The sequence below is a fragment of the Sphingobium jiangsuense genome, assembly GCF_014196495.1.
GTDB classification, from domain to species: Bacteria; Pseudomonadota; Alphaproteobacteria; order Sphingomonadales; family Sphingomonadaceae; genus Sphingobium; species Sphingobium jiangsuense.
In genome coordinates, this window is record NZ_JACIDT010000015.1 from 79,188 (window position 1) to 95,064 (window position 15,877).

Annotated in this window: 29 protein-coding genes; all 29 read right to left on the reverse strand. The window is 61.1% G+C overall.

Going from position 1 to position 15,877, the window contains the following annotated elements; all coding sequences use genetic code 11:
- Positions 1-23: 23 nt before the first annotated feature.
- The 29 genes from GGR43_RS17645 to GGR43_RS17785 all read right to left on the reverse strand — a co-directional run bounded on the left by GGR43_RS17645 (position 24) and on the right by GGR43_RS17785 (position 15,573).
- Positions 24-476, reverse strand: a complete 453-nt coding sequence (locus GGR43_RS17645; protein ID WP_188073286.1) for a phage tail tube protein — start codon at positions 474-476, stop codon at positions 24-26.
- 66 nt (positions 477-542) lie between these two features.
- Entirely contained in the window at positions 543-974 is a 432-nt protein-coding gene (locus GGR43_RS17650) for a DUF3168 domain-containing protein (protein WP_188073287.1), read from the reverse strand.
- Positions 958-1,128, reverse strand: coding sequence for a hypothetical protein (locus GGR43_RS17655; protein WP_188073288.1), 171 nt, complete (start codon positions 1,126-1,128; stop codon positions 958-960). Before GGR43_RS17655 ends, GGR43_RS17650 begins: the two co-directional genes overlap by 17 nt.
- Positions 1,129-1,305: 177 nt before the next feature.
- Entirely contained in the window at positions 1,306-1,833 is a 528-nt protein-coding gene (locus GGR43_RS17660; protein ID WP_188073289.1) for a phage virion morphogenesis protein, read from the reverse strand.
- Positions 1,830-2,237: a hypothetical protein gene (locus tag GGR43_RS17665; protein ID WP_188073290.1), complete on the reverse strand. Its 408-nt coding sequence runs from the start codon at positions 2,235-2,237 to the stop codon at positions 1,830-1,832. Before GGR43_RS17665 ends, GGR43_RS17660 begins: the two co-directional genes overlap by 4 nt.
- Positions 2,238-2,245: 8 nt before the next feature.
- Positions 2,246-2,686 carry a DUF4054 domain-containing protein gene (locus tag GGR43_RS17670; RefSeq protein WP_223177505.1) on the reverse strand — a complete coding sequence of 147 codons (441 nt, stop codon included), beginning with the start codon at positions 2,684-2,686 and terminating at the stop codon, positions 2,246-2,248.
- A 1-nt stretch (position 2,687) separates the two neighbouring features.
- Positions 2,688-2,948 (reverse strand): hypothetical protein, encoded by a 261-nt coding sequence (locus GGR43_RS17675; protein WP_188073292.1) that lies wholly within the window; start codon positions 2,946-2,948, stop codon positions 2,688-2,690.
- Entirely contained in the window at positions 2,941-3,231 is a 291-nt protein-coding gene (locus GGR43_RS17680; protein ID WP_188073293.1) for a hypothetical protein, read from the reverse strand. Before GGR43_RS17680 ends, GGR43_RS17675 begins: the two co-directional genes overlap by 8 nt.
- 92 nt (positions 3,232-3,323) lie before the next feature.
- Complete coding sequence (locus tag GGR43_RS17685; RefSeq protein ID WP_188073294.1) at positions 3,324-4,334, reverse strand: DUF2184 domain-containing protein; 1,011 nt, start codon at positions 4,332-4,334, stop codon at positions 3,324-3,326.
- Positions 4,335-4,338: 4 nt separating this feature from the next.
- Complete coding sequence (locus GGR43_RS17690) at positions 4,339-4,812, reverse strand: structural cement protein Gp24 (RefSeq protein ID WP_188073295.1); 474 nt, start codon at positions 4,810-4,812, stop codon at positions 4,339-4,341.
- Positions 4,812-5,933, reverse strand: a complete 1,122-nt coding sequence (locus tag GGR43_RS17695; RefSeq protein WP_188073296.1) for a DUF2213 domain-containing protein — start codon at positions 5,931-5,933, stop codon at positions 4,812-4,814. Before GGR43_RS17695 ends, GGR43_RS17690 begins: the two co-directional genes overlap by 1 nt.
- A 69-nt stretch (positions 5,934-6,002) precedes the next feature.
- Entirely contained in the window at positions 6,003-6,455 is a 453-nt protein-coding gene (locus tag GGR43_RS17700; protein ID WP_188073297.1) for a hypothetical protein, read from the reverse strand.
- 89 nt (positions 6,456-6,544) lie between these two features.
- Positions 6,545-7,405 carry a phage minor head protein gene (locus GGR43_RS17705; protein ID WP_188073298.1) on the reverse strand — a complete coding sequence of 287 codons (861 nt, stop codon included), beginning with the start codon at positions 7,403-7,405 and terminating at the stop codon, positions 6,545-6,547.
- Positions 7,405-8,907: a phage portal protein gene (locus GGR43_RS17710; RefSeq protein ID WP_188073299.1), complete on the reverse strand. Its 1,503-nt coding sequence runs from the start codon at positions 8,905-8,907 to the stop codon at positions 7,405-7,407. Before GGR43_RS17710 ends, GGR43_RS17705 begins: the two co-directional genes overlap by 1 nt.
- 49 nt (positions 8,908-8,956) lie before the next feature.
- Positions 8,957-10,426 carry a phage terminase large subunit gene (gene terL, locus GGR43_RS17715; RefSeq protein WP_246343881.1) on the reverse strand — a complete coding sequence of 490 codons (1,470 nt, stop codon included), beginning with the start codon at positions 10,424-10,426 and terminating at the stop codon, positions 8,957-8,959.
- A complete protein-coding gene (locus tag GGR43_RS17720; RefSeq protein WP_188073301.1) occupies positions 10,371-10,706 on the reverse strand; it encodes a DUF5681 domain-containing protein in 336 nt (111 codons plus the stop codon). Before GGR43_RS17720 ends, terL begins: the two co-directional genes overlap by 56 nt.
- A 261-nt stretch (positions 10,707-10,967) precedes the next feature.
- Positions 10,968-11,177: a hypothetical protein gene (locus tag GGR43_RS17725; protein WP_188073302.1), complete on the reverse strand. Its 210-nt coding sequence runs from the start codon at positions 11,175-11,177 to the stop codon at positions 10,968-10,970.
- Positions 11,174-11,335 (reverse strand): hypothetical protein, encoded by a 162-nt coding sequence (locus GGR43_RS17730; protein ID WP_188073303.1) that lies wholly within the window; start codon positions 11,333-11,335, stop codon positions 11,174-11,176. Before GGR43_RS17730 ends, GGR43_RS17725 begins: the two co-directional genes overlap by 4 nt.
- Positions 11,335-11,583 carry a hypothetical protein gene (locus GGR43_RS17735; RefSeq protein ID WP_188073304.1) on the reverse strand — a complete coding sequence of 83 codons (249 nt, stop codon included), beginning with the start codon at positions 11,581-11,583 and terminating at the stop codon, positions 11,335-11,337. Before GGR43_RS17735 ends, GGR43_RS17730 begins: the two co-directional genes overlap by 1 nt.
- On the reverse strand, positions 11,580-12,290 hold the full coding sequence (locus tag GGR43_RS17740) for a hypothetical protein (RefSeq protein WP_188073305.1): 711 nt from the start codon (positions 12,288-12,290) through the stop codon (positions 11,580-11,582). Before GGR43_RS17740 ends, GGR43_RS17735 begins: the two co-directional genes overlap by 4 nt.
- Before the next feature lies 1 nt (position 12,291).
- Positions 12,292-13,686, reverse strand: a complete 1,395-nt coding sequence (locus tag GGR43_RS17745; protein WP_188073306.1) for a replicative DNA helicase — start codon at positions 13,684-13,686, stop codon at positions 12,292-12,294.
- The gene (locus GGR43_RS17750) at positions 13,686-13,853 is read right to left on the reverse strand and encodes a hypothetical protein (protein WP_188073307.1); all 168 of its coding nucleotides are present in this window, start codon (positions 13,851-13,853) and stop codon (positions 13,686-13,688) included. The genes GGR43_RS17745 and GGR43_RS17750 overlap by 1 nt, the downstream gene beginning before the upstream one ends.
- 8 nt (positions 13,854-13,861) lie before the next feature.
- Entirely contained in the window at positions 13,862-14,116 is a 255-nt protein-coding gene (locus GGR43_RS17755; RefSeq protein WP_188073308.1) for a RusA family crossover junction endodeoxyribonuclease, read from the reverse strand.
- 86 nt (positions 14,117-14,202) lie between these two features.
- The gene (locus GGR43_RS17760; RefSeq protein WP_188073309.1) at positions 14,203-14,400 is read right to left on the reverse strand and encodes a hypothetical protein; all 198 of its coding nucleotides are present in this window, start codon (positions 14,398-14,400) and stop codon (positions 14,203-14,205) included.
- A gap of 49 nt (positions 14,401-14,449) precedes the next feature.
- Positions 14,450-14,686, reverse strand: coding sequence for a hypothetical protein (locus GGR43_RS17765; protein ID WP_188073310.1), 237 nt, complete (start codon positions 14,684-14,686; stop codon positions 14,450-14,452).
- Positions 14,687-14,706: 20 nt separating this feature from the next.
- A complete protein-coding gene (locus tag GGR43_RS17770; protein WP_188073311.1) occupies positions 14,707-14,961 on the reverse strand; it encodes a DUF2312 domain-containing protein in 255 nt (84 codons plus the stop codon).
- The gene (locus GGR43_RS17775) at positions 14,958-15,131 is read right to left on the reverse strand and encodes a hypothetical protein (RefSeq protein ID WP_188073312.1); all 174 of its coding nucleotides are present in this window, start codon (positions 15,129-15,131) and stop codon (positions 14,958-14,960) included. The genes GGR43_RS17770 and GGR43_RS17775 overlap by 4 nt, the downstream gene beginning before the upstream one ends.
- On the reverse strand, positions 15,128-15,331 hold the full coding sequence (locus GGR43_RS17780) for a LexA family protein (protein WP_188073313.1): 204 nt from the start codon (positions 15,329-15,331) through the stop codon (positions 15,128-15,130). Before GGR43_RS17780 ends, GGR43_RS17775 begins: the two co-directional genes overlap by 4 nt.
- Positions 15,331-15,573 (reverse strand): hypothetical protein, encoded by a 243-nt coding sequence (locus GGR43_RS17785; protein WP_188073314.1) that lies wholly within the window; start codon positions 15,571-15,573, stop codon positions 15,331-15,333. The genes GGR43_RS17780 and GGR43_RS17785 overlap by 1 nt, the downstream gene beginning before the upstream one ends.
- Positions 15,574-15,877 lie beyond the last annotated feature (304 nt).

Genomic DNA, 15,877 nt, shown 5'->3' on the forward strand with positions numbered 1-15,877 from the left:
AGCCGCCATCCCTCTCTCGCCGGTCAGCTACTCGCAACGAAATTCAACTTGCCTGCCCCAGAAATCGTGATGCTGATCTGCACATATTCGCCGTTCGTGCCGGTCTGGTTGAAGTCGGTGATGAAGCCCGGCCCCTGATAATAGCCGTCAATGACCTGATCGGCGGGCTTTTCGTCATACATAAAACGGAAATTGATCGGGTCGCCGGTTTCAAATGCGGTCTGAATCGTCGCCAATAGAGGCCGGTGCAGCAGGCCAGAACCGCTGATCGTCCAGTCGGCGGCCCCCGCATCGCGAACGGTGATCGGGATGGCATCGGGGTCGGCGCAGTCCCAATCGGTCGTGTCCGAGGTCGCGCGGGTCTGTTGCAGGCCCTTGGTGTTGATGCCACAAAAATTGGTGAAGGTTTCGGGTGTCGCGCCATCGCCCATAGCGATGTAGACGCGCGTGGATTTCAACTTGTCGGTATAGGCCATTCGAACAGCTCCGCGAGGTTTGCGGAGAGACTATGAATGGAGGGAAGCCGCCTCTACGGACGGCGATCAGGTGGCAGAGGCGACTATCGAAACTACGCCGTGATAGGCATCGGCCTCGGCCCCATCCTCCATCACCTGCGAGAGCGTGACGGTGAAGCCGAGGGAAAGATCGTCAGCCAGAACAATGTCGAGGCCGTCGAGGACGCGGACGATTTCCTTGTTGATCTGATAGGTCCGGGCCTCCGGGTCGAGGATGGAGGCCGAGCCTTTGACGAACACATGCACAGCGCCGGTCACATCGCCGCCGCCGCCACAGTCATAGCGTGTCGGGCTGTTCATCAGGACGCCGAGCTTGATAAACGGCCATGCGACATTGGCCGGTGTCTTGCTGGGATAGATCCGCCCGGCAGGAACGAGCGCCGTCAATGCGGCGTCCGCCTTGAAGGCGGCGATAACCGCGCCGCGAACAGACAGACTCGCGTCAATTGTCGTTGTCATTGAGCATCGCCTTCCAGCCTATCGCCAGCGCCGGGATCACCAGAAACAGGCACGTCTCCGCTATCTCGTCCTCGTATTCTTCGGGCGCGTTGAGGCTTAGGCGATCGATTATCAGTCCCGCCCATATCGCCAGATCGTCCAGAAATTTGCTCATCCGAATCGGCCTTAGCACGGACAGGCGCGAGGATGGCAGCGCGTTTACCAAGAGCAGCTTCCGCGACTTCCGGCTTGACGCGGCCTTCCCAACCCTTCGGGAAGAGCGTGGCGGCGCGGTTTGACCATCGGTGGTTATAGTCGCGCAGGAAGACCAGCTTGGGATAGCGGGATGTGGTCATAGGGTGCCTCCGTTCGCGACTTTTTTGACGGCTGCGGCGACCAGCTTTTGCGCCTTCGGTCGTGTTTTCTGGGCAGCGGGGCGCATGTAGGGGCGCTCAGGCAGGGTGATTTGATGCGGCTTTGTTTTCGGCAGCCTGCCCGCGTGCGGACTACTCTTGCTGACCGGGATAAACTCGCCGTTCTTGATGAAATAGGGCTGCCCTCCGGGATTATTGACAGTCCCACCGAACTCTTGAATCGCGGCATAGCGCGCGTTCGCGGACACCTCGGCGGCAAGCGGCCCTGTCATAACGCTCTCGATAGAATCGGCGAGGCCGCCGAGGTCATTATTCGGAGGCGTTCCGGGCGCGCTTGGCCGGTGCTGGCCCTTCGCGGCAGTCGAGCCTGTCGTGATGCTGATTTGCGCGGCTTTCTCCATAATTTCTGAGGCGGTCTTTATCGCCTTCCCGACTTCGCGGATCATCTGCGGCCCCCGAATGCGCTTGAGGCGGGCTTTGTGCGCTTTCATCCCTGCGATTTTCATGAGCCAGCACTTTCATCAGGATCACCGCCATCAGGCACGGCAGCCAGACGCCCGCGACAAATCCAGTGCGACGAGGCGGCGTCCAGATCGGCGCTTTGCACCATCCACCGCCTGCCAGCCCCGTCGCTGATCTCCATGTCGGTGGTGATCGTCGCGGCCAGCCCATGCGCCAGCACGATCAGCATCACATCACCATCCACATAGCCCGGAGACTGCTTCATGGACCACGAGCATGCATCGCGCTGAACCTTGATCGGCAGGCTCACTCCGCCGGAATAGCCGACGATGTTGCCGGACTGGTCATAGACCGGGTTCGTGCCATCGCGATGCAATGTGCCATCGAGATACAGGCCCGACAAAGCGGCCCCGAATATCGCCGATATGCCGCCGTCAAGAAACCCCATGCATCACCTCACCAGATCGGCCCGGAGCGGTAATAGCCGCCCGCGCAGGGGATGGTGCCGGTTCCCGTCACACGCGGCCCGGCAACGCACACCTTGAGCATCGGCCAAACGCGCTGACCATAGGACGTTGCCGCCCATTCCCCGCCGTCGCTGGAACTCGCGTCGTCGGCCCGCTCAAGCTCGATCGTGCCAGACTTGATGCGCCGGAAGCCGGACGCACCTTGCGCCGCCATCTCGCTTTCCGCGCCTGCGCCGATCCCTGCGAGCGCCAGATAATGCGCCGTCGCCAGCATCGTCGCGAGGTCCATTTGTGCGCCAAGACACCCCTCCATCGGCCCCGTCACAAGCGCCGCCTGCGCCGACCAGAATGCATATGCGTCATCCGTCACAGCCGCGAAGGATGGAAAGATCGCGATGAAATCGGCCTTGGAGGGCGGGGTATAGGTCACGTCAGATCACCAGATAGCATTTGGTCGGCCCGCTCATCGCTGTGATCTTGAGCGGGATAACCGGCAGGCAAGCGAGACCGACGACAGGAAAGGCAGAAACGGTCGTCTCGTCCTGATTGGTCAGGTCTGCCGTCCCGTCATTGTTGAAGATGACGGCGCGAGTTTCGGGCGGGAGCGCGGTCGCCCCCGGCGTCCATTCCATAATTTTCGAGCCGAATTGATAGGGATTTGTCTCGCGATCGATTGCGAATTTGTCAGCCATTGGTCGCCTCCAGCTTTTCGATCAGGGTTTCGCGCTTGGCGGCGGGGTGGGGCTTTTTCCCCGTCTCCTTCTCGACCAGATCGCGCAGTTCAGCATCGCTAAGCGCGTCAAATCCCGCAGCATCATGCAGCGCCTCGGAAACTTCAATGCCCGGTGACGCGCGCAGGAGCGCCGCATAGCTGTCAGTAAATTCTTCGGTGACGATTCCCATCGCCGGGAGGCGGACGCCGCCCTCCAGATCGTAAGGGCTGTTCGTCAGGTTTGTGATGGTGAGCTTGGGCATGGCGGCCTCGTCAAGTCTTGGGCCGCCGCCTTGCCGGGAAGCGCCCCGGTTAAAGCGCCCCGCCGACAATCAAGCCAACGGGGCGCAGTCTATCAGGCGGGAGGCTGGCTGATGCCGTCGAGGTAGCGGAACGCCACAGTCGTCAGCAGTTCGATGCCGCCCGTGCGGAAAATGCCCGGAATGGTCCAATTCAACGGCCCATCCTGATAGACCGGCAGGAACTGGTGCGGCATCGGGAGATGCAGCTTCACATAGTCCTGATCGTTCTTGTAGGCGACCATGCGCCCGGTTCCGGCGGCATCACCAACCCCGGCGGCGCCAAGCTCGCGCACCGAGCGGATCGTCAGCGGACGGCCCGTGGTGAGCGTGTAGATATTGGTCCGCTGCACGAACGACAGGATCGTTTCCATCGTGGTCGCGCTGTAGGGAGTCGCCGCGATATAATTGAACGCTTCGACAGGGAGCAGGATCGTGTCCGCCATCTCCGTCTCGAAGCTGGCGAGCGCGATACCCTGAAGCGCAATGTTGATATCGCGGACGATCTGCGCCGGGGTCTTGATGCCGACACCCGACGAGTTGACCCAGTAGGTCGCGCTGCCAGTGCCATCGGCCGGCACAATCGACGTCGTGACGCCCGCATAGTTAGTGAGACCGCCGAGCCCCTTTTCAGCCGAACCGAACAAGGTTAGGTCGAACATGAACTTGGTATAGGCCAGACGTGCCGCCCGCGCCCGGCGATCCGGAAGGCTGGCGCCGACCTGAAAGGCGGTGTTCACCTCCTCGATGTTCCACTGATAGCCGATGGCCGCGAGTTGGAACGTCTTGGTCTGCACGTCCTGCGCAACATCGGCGAGCGGGATATCCTTCGCATAACCCGACTGCCAGTTGGCGCGACCCGAAAGATCGGACGTGTAAGTCAGGATGCCGGGCGACCACGCCGGGCCGCTGGTGTCCACATAGACGAGACGACCGAAATCCCAATCGGGAAAGCGGGTTTCATAGACCGTCTGGTTGATCTTGAAGGACTGGGCCTGAATCAGCGAGAGCGCCTGTGCGTCGGTGAGCAAGCGCGCCCCGCCATTGTGACTGAAAGGTGCGTTCATGTTCTTATGCTCCTGCGCTCAGAGAGGGAATGGGACGGCGATAGCGGACGGCGCCAACCTCGCCAGCGGAGCCGCTTTCCTCGAATTGTGCGCCGGGGATCGTCAGGACGGTCGAAGATGCATTCGCGCCGGTCCAGACCTTGTTGGTCACGTCGAACCGAGCCTGCGTGCCCTTGGTGACGTTCGCGCCCAGCATCACGCCAATGACGCCGACTTCGCAGATACCGACATTGTCGTACTGCTCGTAATTGTCGCCCGGTCGCGGAAGGCACAGGGATGCCTCAGTGATGCCGAGCACATTCTGAGCGGCGGCGGTCAGGGCCGCGCAACTATGATCGCCCGTCCCGGCGATTGCGGGGACGCCAAAGCCAAGCTGGCCCGAACCTTCCTTCGTGCGGGTGATCGTGTTCCATTCTTCCATGTTGACGCGACGGCCAACCTGAAACGCCTGAAGCGTATCGCGATATTGGATAGCCATTACTGGTTCCTCCATGCGTTGAGGTCATCGACCGATTTGCTGAGAGCGGCGTCAGCCTGCGCGGCGGCGTCACCGACATTCACGATCCCGCCCCGGAAGGCATCGCGCACCGGATCGGCGGCCTTCGCGTCCTTCGACAGCACGGCGAACGACGCGGCAATCTGATCGGCGGTCCAGTCCTTCGCCTGATCGCCCATCTTCGCGTCCACGACCGCTTTCATGATCGCGGCGGCGTCGGCGTCCTCGGCGAAAGTCACGCCGAGCGCCTTGGCTTTGTCGCACACCTGCGCATAAGCCTTCGCAGCGTCGCGCAGTTTGGCGGGCGTCAGCGCGCTATCTGCAACCTTCTGGTTGAGCGTGGCGATTTCCGCGTCCTTGGCGGCGAGGGCGGTTGCCTGTTCGGCGACCTTCGCCTGCGCGTCGGTGAGCGCCTTTGCGCTATCCGACAGCTTCGTATTGAGAGCATCGACAGCGATCCGAACGGCCTCACCGTTCGTCGCATCGACTTCGGCGTCGCCGATTCGGATTTTCATAGTAGGTTTCTCCGATGGAGGGGGGAGGTTGGGGCGCTCGTCAATGACGCGAAGTTCCGGCCCGCCCCGTGCGGCAGGAACAAATGCGATGTGATTAATGCGGATGTTGGTCTGGTAGGCATCGCAGGCGGTGCCGTCCGGGTGCTTGCCGTCGCTGGGAAAGACCAACTCTGTGGCATAGCCCATGGAAATCTGTTTGTGGGTCGTGGTCGCAGCGCTAACGGCGTCAGCGTCTCGAATGATGATCGGCACGCGGACCTTCTGTCCGTCGCGCACGACATCACCATGCACCTCTCCCCGGCCATACCGCCGCCAGTTATCTGCGGTTACAGCGACCGGGGGATGATCGATCGTGACAGGTGCAGCGGCGTAGGTGGCGAGGCTGTCGGTCTTGAACACCTCGTTTTCAGGGCGGTAGACCTTGACAATCGCCTTATCGCGTAGACCGTGGGTGTTATATGGGTCAACCTCGCGGCCGAGGTAGTCCTGCAAGCCAGTGCGAGCGGCGAACACTTCGGCCACCAGCGCACCGTCCGCACAGATGCGAACTCCGTTAGATGCGTCAAGCGTGTCGGTCAGCAATACCATGGGGATGGTTTGCCCCACGGTGCCGGGATGCTTCTACGGACGCCAGAGCATCACACCTCGCAGGCGCGCTTAGGTGAGGTCGTACTCACCCCACTTGACTGCGTCGATAGAAAAGGCGTCGAAATATTCGAACCGGCGCAAGGCGGAGAACATTTCTCGGCCACCGGCGCTCCACCACGCGGGCCTCACCGCCTGAACGTCATCAAGCAGCGCGTGGATTTCATTCTTCTTGAAAAACAACGGATGCAATTTCCCGCCGTGGAGCGGGATTTTCCCGAACCTCAGGCATGTCAGCCATCCGAACCATTCCAAGTTATCGCGGTAAAGCTCTCTATATTCATGCGAAACCTTCGTGAATGGTTGGATTGCTTTGAAAAAAAGGCCGGAATGCCCCGCAGGTGAGGAAATAGCCTGCGCCAGCCAGTATGCTGCGATAGTTTCATCAGGTTCATAGCCAATGCTTTTGAGCCTGCGGCAGGCCATGGACAGGGCGCGCCTGCATGTATAAAATTCATCAGCCATATCGAAAATCACCTTTCGTTGCGGTTAGGGCCGCGCGGTGTTCCACCACCGTTGCGGCCCGTCTGTATAGCAGCGAATCGCCGGTAAGCCTAACTTTCTTCGTCCTCAATATCATCCAACAGCGCGATATAGGCCTGCTCGCGACATCCGCACCAAGGAGCCATCCCTGCACGATCATCGGCGGGGATCGCTTCGCCGCCATCAGCGGCCTTGCCGGTGCGCAGATCGTACACCTTGCCATTGCGCGCGACGTGCCATGAGCGCGGGTGCAATTTCCCGCTATGGCGCCATCTGATCTGCTCTATCCCAGCCTCAGCCTGCCTCTCTCGATCGAGGGTGGCGGATAGCTTGCTATTCTGATCGGCAGCTATCCTCACTGCCCGCGCTCGACTGCCGCCAACCGCCTCGCGTATTTCCTTCGCCACATCGCGAACCGGTGTCCGGCTTTGGTAGCCTCGGAACACCGCGTCCGCGATCTTCGCCTGCGTCACGTCCGAAACATTGCGGACGAGGGCGACATTGCGCGCCAGCCATGTGGAGAGTGCCTCCTCGACGGGCTGAGCGGTCAGGATAGTGGCGAGGTCAACGCCTGTCCCAGCTTTGACGGCTGCGGCCCATTTTGAGCGGTGGACAGTTTCCGCGCGGACAGCCCAGCGCCGCAGCGCCGGGGTAATGACCGTGACGAGCCGCGTCATGAACTCGCTGGCAGTCTGGTCAATAGCAGCCTGCATCTGGTCGGCGGTATCGAATACCAGCGCATCGGCGGTGGGGAGGGGTGGCGGATCATAGCCCGCGATGATGGCATCGATGTTCTCAGCCCAGATCGTCGCGGCCTGCACAAGGATGGCGGCTAGGTCCGTCGCCTGCGCCTTTGTCGGCTCTATCGCGCGTAGGGTTATGTCGCGCCTTTTACCGGAGGCGCGGACGATGGCGGGAAGGTCGAAGGCCATTATCCTGTCGGACGAGATGCCGACTGCGCACCATTGGCACGGCGGGCGGGCGAGCCACTTCCAGACTGCCCGCCAGCACCGGCAGATACAGATTGACCACCTCCTTTCGCTGTTTCGACAGGAATAATATCAAGATCGTCGTCATCGCCCGGCAGAGCGTTGCCATCTGCCTCAGCGTCCTTGAGAGCATCCTCAAGTCCGGGCCAGCGCTGGCTCTCGATCAGGCGGTTTTGCACAGCCTTCGCCAGCGCGGTCTCCTGGATGAGGCCTGTGTTCGCGAGGGTGGCGACGGTCGTTGCTTCCTTCGCCTCGATGTCGGCCTGCCGCGCTTCATCCATCGCCTGCGCCGGAGAGAACGACCATACCAGATCAGCCGGGACACCAGCCGATTGCAGCATGACCGCATCCAGCTTTTCGAGCGCGGGACGCAAATCCGCCTCCTGCTTCGCGCTGATGCCCTGAAAATAATTGGCGAGGTCGCTTTCGCCGGTGCTGTTCTGACCGTCGGGCGATTTACCCAACAGCCGGGTCGCCGGAATGTCAGCCGCGCCCGCGACGATGGAGAGATAGGTCTTGATGACCTCCGGCATGCCAGCCCAGTTGATCTGGCGGGTTTCCCACGTTTCGCCCTCGCCAAGAGCAAGCATCCGATGGATGGACTTACCCGTCGCGGCGGCTTGTAGTGCAGCCATGAACTGCTCTTGCCCGCCCGGTCGCGCCAGCATTTCGTACATGCCTGGCATGGTCAGAACATCGACCTTCGCCTCATCGATCAGCGCCGCGAAACCCCCGGTCGCGGTTGTCGCGTCCTTCACGGCCTCATCCACGACCTGAACGACGCTATCGCCCCAAAAACGATCTTCCCATGAAGTCGAATAGAGGCCGGGAACCATTTGCCCCTTGAAGATCACGAGCCGGGACGGATGGATGATCGGCTGCGCATGTGTGTTGACGCGGAAAACAGTCGGCTCGCCAAATGTTGGGCTGAGCAGATCGTCATCCATCTGACCAAGCGCGATTTGTGTCCGATAGAGCGGGACGAGGCTTTCGATCATTCCCGGCACGATCTTGTTCGGCAACGGTCTGTCAGGCGCGAAGTCCGCCAGATTGATGAATAGCGCACCACCACCCAAGCGCCCGAATGTCAGTGCCGTTCGTACAGCGTGCCAGAATTTGAGGCGCTTTTCCTCAGCCTCAATCTTGGTGATTTCTTCCTTCGTCGCGGTCCAGTCGCGACCGGCGCGGGTCATGTCCTCGGCTGGGACATCCACGATCTTGCGGATGAGCCACGATGACCGATAGGCCGCCTCGATTTGTTCAGGCCGCATCGTCTGGTTGAGCCAGAAGCTATGCGTCGTCCGGTCGACCGATGTACCGCGTCCGGTCAGGAAATTGGCGAGCGCGCCATCCACGAGCGGGATAGGCCGTTGCGCCGGGACGATCGACTGACCGTCGAACACGAAACCGGGCTTTGGGCGAACGTTGCGAATGCGGGCGGACATTCGTGGAGCGTGCGGGCGAGGGGTGGTCGATTGCTACGGACGGCGGGCGTTAGAGGACATCGAAGCGGGTGAGTTTCTTGACCGCCAATTCGTTCAACGCATCGGCCATTGCGTCCACCTGATCGTCATGCGCGCCGCCGGGGAACATCGTCACTTCATCCAGAAACGGCTCTATCCACGCATCCCGCGCCGGATCGCCAGTCACAAGGATCGCGATATTGCCCGCCTCCGCTTGCGCTGCCGCAGGCGTTGCGCGGGTCGCCTTGTCACCAGTCGGGCGCTCGACCTTCACCGGATAGCCTGCCAGATCGCGCACCATCTGTTCCGCCTGCGCCTTCCCCGCTTGGCCGGGGTCCTGAGGCAGGCGGATTGTGACGTTGGCGCCATCCGTAACAGCGCGGCTCTTGATGGCGGCCTGCACGTCCATTGGCGAACCGCGCAGCCGCTCGCAGCCTTCGATCAGAAAATCGCCGCCATCACCGCGCGACATGAGAACGCCCGCCGTCCAGTCAGGATCGCTGCCGGTCGCCTTTTTCGTCGCGGCCAAGTCCCATGCGCGGACGCGCTTGCGACTGCCGGCTGGCATTGCGTGGATGAACTGGAACCACGACCGCTTGAACAGGCCGCCTTCACGCGGGGCGGGGCGCTGTTGCAACTGGCCTGCGCTGGCGTAGCTGCCGAGGCTTTTTTCCAGTTCGCGCACCTGTTTTTCCGAAAAGCGTTCTGGGAACATCAGCTCGCCGTCTTTTGTGCGAGGATCGGGGTCGCCCACGACATGACGCGACCGCCCCTCCTCATAGCGCATGGGGATGCACAGATGCTCATAGCCCAGATCGAGCGCGACGGCAGACACGTCCTTCTCATGCAGGCGCTGCATGATGATAATGATCGCGCTATCCTCATTGTTCACGCGGGAGGGAAGGGCCTCGCGGAAGGTTAGGATGCCAGCTTCCAGCATCGCGGGGCTGTTCGCGTCATCGACACTATGCGGATCATCAAGGATAACCCGATCCCCGCGCGAGCCGGTCATTGACGTGAACGCCATAGCCTCGCGAAATCCGGTGCGGCTATTCTCAAACTTTGTTTTTGCATTCTGGTCGCTGGTCAGGGCAACGGGCCAAAGCCGCTGATACCACTCAGACTGGATCAGGCGGCGGCATTTCATGTTGTCGCGCACGGCCAAGTCCTGCTTGTGCGCGGTTGCCAGATAACGGAGGGACTGCATCCCCAGCGGCCCCCATTCCCACGCGGGGAAAATCACGCCGGTCAGCAAGCTTTTCATTGATCCTGGCGGAACATTCATCAGCAGCCGCTTGATTTCGCCACGCGATACCGCCTCCAGATGCGCGCAGATGCTATCGAGCGCCCACCCCCATTTCAGCGGGGTGGCAGGCTCCAGAACCGGCCATGCGCGTTTTGCGAATGCGGCGAGCGAGCGACGGCACAACTCCCGCTCCGCCTCGTCAGCAGCTGCCAGCAGGTCCGTACGCGAGAGGTGCAAGTGATCGAAGTGTTTCAAGGGCCTCAAGCTGCTCATCTGTCATCTGGGAAAGGTCTGGCGGGGTAGGGGCTTCCTGCAAGGTGATTGTCTGCGGCGCAGCGCCCCAGCCACGGTTCAGAATTTTATCGGCGGCGGCGACACGGGCTGATGAGGTGTCGCCGTTGCGCATCACGTCCACCAGCGTCTCAACCGCCTCCAGCGTATGCTCGCGGGCAAGGTCGGTAAGGGTCCGGCCATCAGGTAGCTTGATTTTCGGGCGACCTCCGGGATTGCCACTTTTTCCGGGTTTGAATGCCATTTTCAGCCACCATGACCTTCAATATTGAGAACAAAGCTCATCCCTTCATCCTCCGATCCATCTTCCCAAACCTCTTGCTGAAAACCGTCACCACGACCCCATCCCGGACAAGCATCCTTTCACCATTGCGGCCGATCACGACCGGGCAACCGAACTCCTGAGCAGTAGCGAGCGCGGGCGATTGCATTTCCTCGCGGATCGCAGGCGATATCGACGCCCTTCACGCGCTCAAGCCAGCGCACAATTGCGTGGTCGGTTATCTCAACCATCGTTTGTCACCTCGCTTAAGGCGGCGGCGTCCCCTTTCCGAAAACGCGCCCGCAGATCCTTGAGGCGATCAGCACCGCGCTCTTGGAGCCAGCGCTTATTAACCGCAGTTCGCGCGCCGAAGAAATTCTCAACCCCACGCCATCCATGTTTGACGAACACGAAATCGAAATCAGACGGCGCCGCCTCTTTCTCGTTGCTCATATGTCGATCAGCCCTTTCTTCGCCTGTTGCGCCATTTCGATGAAGTCCTCTCGCGCTTGGCGGCATGACCGGTTCCACAGCCGCGCCAGCGCGCAAACCTGCCTGTCGAAATCAGCGGCTTTCCCGGAGGCGTCACGCGGCGGATTGATTTTGCTCATCACAACCTCCCCAAAGCAGCCGCAAAGCTGTTTTCGTACTCGACTTTGGCCGGCACCCTGCGCTTGACGGCGATGTACTCGTACCCGCCCGTAACCCGACGCTGCACAAGATCGACCTTGCCCTGATCGTAGAGCTTGCGGGCCTCGCGGACCTCTTGGGTCGGATGCAGGGTGACGTTACGCGCTGTGGCGTAGGTGATGCGGTCGCCGGGGGAGGCGGCGGTGTACCAGTGAGTGAGGGTAGTCATGCGGCTTCCTCCTTCAAAATTTGGCGAACCATCGACATGCAGCCATCATCCTGTTTCGATCTTTGGGCTAGGCTGTCGCGCACAGCCGCGTCGAAATATCGCAGCGTTCTGGGCTGCGCGCGCCCTGACGCCATGCGGTCGGCTATCAGCGACCTTAGCTGCGACGGCTCTGCTCCAGCGCTGAGCCAGCCGCGAACGATGGTCTGGTTCTCCACGATCCTCCCGTGATCCGGCGGGCAGCAGCCAGCAGCGGTCGCGAGTTCGTGCGCCAAATCGACCACGCGCTGGTCGTCCGGCGGCGTTTCGTTCGCCCGTTTCTGTTCTGCTTCTGCTTCTGCTCTGTTTCTGCTCTGCTCTGGGGGCGTTTCAGTAGCGGTTTCGGATTGTTTCTTGGAACGTTCCCTGAAACGTTTCACCCGTTCCGTTGAAACATCGGACTTATATTGACGCCCGTTCCAGTTATGCGGCGTCCGCCCTGTTTCCGAAACGTCGATAAGCCCGGCGTCGGAAAGCTGTTTCATCAGCTTTTCCGCGCGTTTCGCGTCTATGCGAAGGGCGAAGGCTATATCGCCATCGGACGGCAGCACGCCCTCGTTCTGGGCAGCGAGACAGAGGATATTGATCCATCCTTTGAATGTTTCACCCGGCAGCTTCTGCACTTTCGGATCGTTCAGGACTTCGGAATATATGCGGAGCCAGTTGCTCATATCACCCCCTCACAGCCATAAATGCACCGTGGAACTCGCCGCGAGCGGTCCCCGTGGTGCCATTGCGGCGCTTGGCCACGATGAAATCGATCTTTTTTGAGACGGCATCGAGCGCTCTCTGCCACTCGATTTTGTCGACCTCGTCCTTCGGTTCGGCAAGGCGCAGATAATATTCCTGGCGGTACAGGAATACGACTGCATCGGCGTCCTGCTCGATCTGCCCGCTGTCACGCAGGTCGGAGAGCATCGGCCGCTTGTCCTCGCGCTGCTCCACCCCACGATTCAGTTGGGCGAGGGCGAGGACGCCAAGATCGTGCGTCTTGGCAATCGCCTTGAGGCCGCGTGACACTTCGGAAACGGCCTCGACGGTCGAGCGCGTCTTGCTGTCCGGGTGGAGCAATTGCAGATAGTCCACCACGACCAGATCGAGGCTCTGGCCTTTTGCCGCCATGCGCCGTTTCCAGCGTCGGACAATCGCATTCAGGCGGCCGATGGTCAGCGACCCGGCGTCAACGATATTGATCGGCAGGTCGCGGAATGCGCGTCCAGCGGACGCCAATGCGCGAAGGTCATTGCCCTCCGCCCGACCATCGCGGATCAGCTCATAGGGCACGCCCCTGTGACCGTCGAAGATCAGAGCGGATGCGGCCCGCTGCATCAATTCCAGCCTGTTCATTTCCAGCGTCACGAACAGGACGCCATGCCCGCGCCGCGCCGCACCAATGGCATAGCAGAGCGCGGCGGCAGTCTTACCCATGCCCGGTCGCCCAGCCATGATGGCGAGGTGGTGCGGGCGGATCGGCCCCAACTGCTCATCAAGGCTCGCGATATCGCCGCAGGTGACGCCCGACTGCGCCGCATGGAAATCCTCCATCATCTCTTCGAACGCCTGCGCTGCGGACACCTGCTTGATACCGGCGCTCTCCGTCAGTTCGCGGTTGAGGATCGCGGTCAGCGAGCAGTCGGCATCCTCCATGATGGAGCTGATCTGGTCATCGAAATCGTCGGTCTTGCATGCGCGATGGATCGTTTCTGCCATCGCCTCTATCAGAGCGCGGCGCTGGCCCAATTCCCGCAACTGCCCGGCGACCTCGCGGGCATTGATGACGCTGGCTGCATGGCTCGCCAGATCGACCAGATAGGTCATTCCGCCTGCGGCTTTCAGGTCGCCATTGCCGTCGAGAAACGGCTTGAGCATCGCCGGGCTTGGCGATTTTCCGCTGTCGGAAACCGCGCAAATCGCCTCGAAAATCGCACGATGGACCGGAGTGTAAAAATCCATTGGCCGAACGATATCGCGGATCGTATCAACCGTGTTCGGCGCGAACAGCAGCGCGCCAAGAAGGGCGGCTTCGGCCACATCGTTGTGGGGAATTTGAAAGTCTACCGAGGCCATCAGTTCACTTCCTCAAGAAAGATGTCGCGGAAGCGCTTGTAGGCCAGCAGGGATGCTTCAACGTGGCCCCGATCGAGGCGCAGCGTCGGGTTCTCGTCCATCGCGCGGATGAGGGCGGCATATTCCTCCCATGCGATATCAGCAGGAGAGGGCGCTGGTATAGGCATTATTGCGCTCATCCCCGCACCTCGATCTTCACTTCGCCCTGATGCGCGCAGAAAGGCGCAATCCGAGCCGACAGAGTGAAACGGCTGTCATCGACGCCGAGCGCATCGGCCAACCCGTCCAGATAAGCCTTGCAGGCCGATATGCAGCCGTCGAGGTCGCGCCTGCGCTTATCGGGCGGATAGAAGGTCAGGGCCACATGCAGAGGCCCGTCAGGCGCTGTCAGGCCCGACGACTTCGCCGCCCATGCTGCATCCTGACGCATGCGCTTCGTCGCGCGGGCCTTTGGCGACCAATGGCCGCGATGGTTGGGGTGGACGACGCGCGGGGGCCACGGGAGGAGGATGTGACTCATTGCGGCTGCACCCCCACCACATCAAAATCCCATCCGTCAGGAAAAGGCTCTCCCCATTTCCCGCGCCACTTCGAGGCCGGAAGCGCGTCCTTCGACACGCGCCCGTTGCGAAATTTCACGCGCAACAGCTTGTCGCCCCGAAAAGGGCGGTCGCCGTGCCAAGGTTGAAAATCTGCCTGCATCTTGTCGCTCATGATCTGATCTGATCCTCGGAGCGGACACGAGGCCCGCTCTCCGGTCAGGTCAGTTCACGTTCGCGCGAACAGCCGCGTCCTTAGCTTCCAGCAGTTTGCGTAGGGCCACAGTGCGCTCTGCGTTGCGCGGCAGGGATTCCACGATATGGCGCGCGAGGTCGCAGAACGGCCTTGACGCTGCCTGCAAAACTGGCGGCAAATGCGAATAGTGGAAATATCGCAGAATGCCGTCCGCCGCGATCTGGTCAGTTGAAAATTCAGCCGGGGCTGGATGGATATCGCTCATTTTCCTTCCTTTCTTCGTGGTCAAATGTCGAAATGAAGCTGCATGCCGAGCGCCCGCGCATAGGTCGCGAGAAGCGTTTCGGACTCCTGTCGAACGTGGCTTTCCTGCTTGCGGAGCTTCACGATCGCGCGGATTGTTTTCGTGCAGTAGCCGCGCGCCTTGGCCTCGCTCAGCACGTCCTTCTGATCGTCCGCGATGCCCTTTTTCTCTTCGTCCAGCCTCTCGTAACGCTCCACAATCAGGCGCAGTTCGTCCGCTGCGATGCTCTCGCTCATACTTCTTCCCTCTTGCTGATACCGGCCACCAGAACCGCGATATGTGCGCGACGGGCTGGCGATAGTTGGCGATTGCGGTTGATGCTCCACGATGCATTGACTGCTTCGGTTTGCTTCTTGAGCCGTGCGAGACGACGCCGGGCGATATATTGGCGGATGAGGCGAATCATTCGCACACCTCCCAACCGTGTCCCGCGCGCCGGATGAACCCGCGATCCTCCAAGGCCCTCAGGCGTCGCTGAATGCTGTTGATCGACCGCGTATCCTGATGGTCCATCATCTCGTGGATCAGCGGCGCGCGCCCGGATTTCGCCCAAGTGGAGCGGATGAACTCCAGCAGCTCGAACTGGCGAGGGGTGAGGCCCATCATCACGCCGCCTTCCGCGAGACAAACCGCCCGCGCGCATCGCGCGGCTGCATCACCTTCCTGAGTTCCCGCTCAAGACCTACGACCTTCGCGCTCAGGTACTGAACCTCGCGCCCTTTGTGCGCCAGCGCGGATGCATAGTCCTTAGCCAGGCGCTGATGCGATTTTTCCTGACCGAATATCCGCCACAGCGTGAGCGGTATCGCCGCGCCTGCGCCAAGCAGAACAAGAAGGATGTCATTCATTAGAAATCCCCTTTTGATACAAGGTATTGAAATACTTGGTAAATCGGCTTGGCCGCAAAAAAGGCCGCGTGGTACGGCGCGCGCCATGACGATTCGGAAAAGGGTCGGGACCGATGCGGGGGTGGGGAGGTGCATCGGCCCCGTTACGCGCGGGCGGGGGGATTATGCCCAGCGCATAAATCTGGTTGCGGTCGCGGAGGTAAGCCGGGGAGGCGCAGGCGCGGCATGTCATGCGGACAGCCCTCCACGGCTGAGGCCGTTGCCAGCCCCAGCCGCTTCGGTCATCGTGGGAAGTGCAACAACA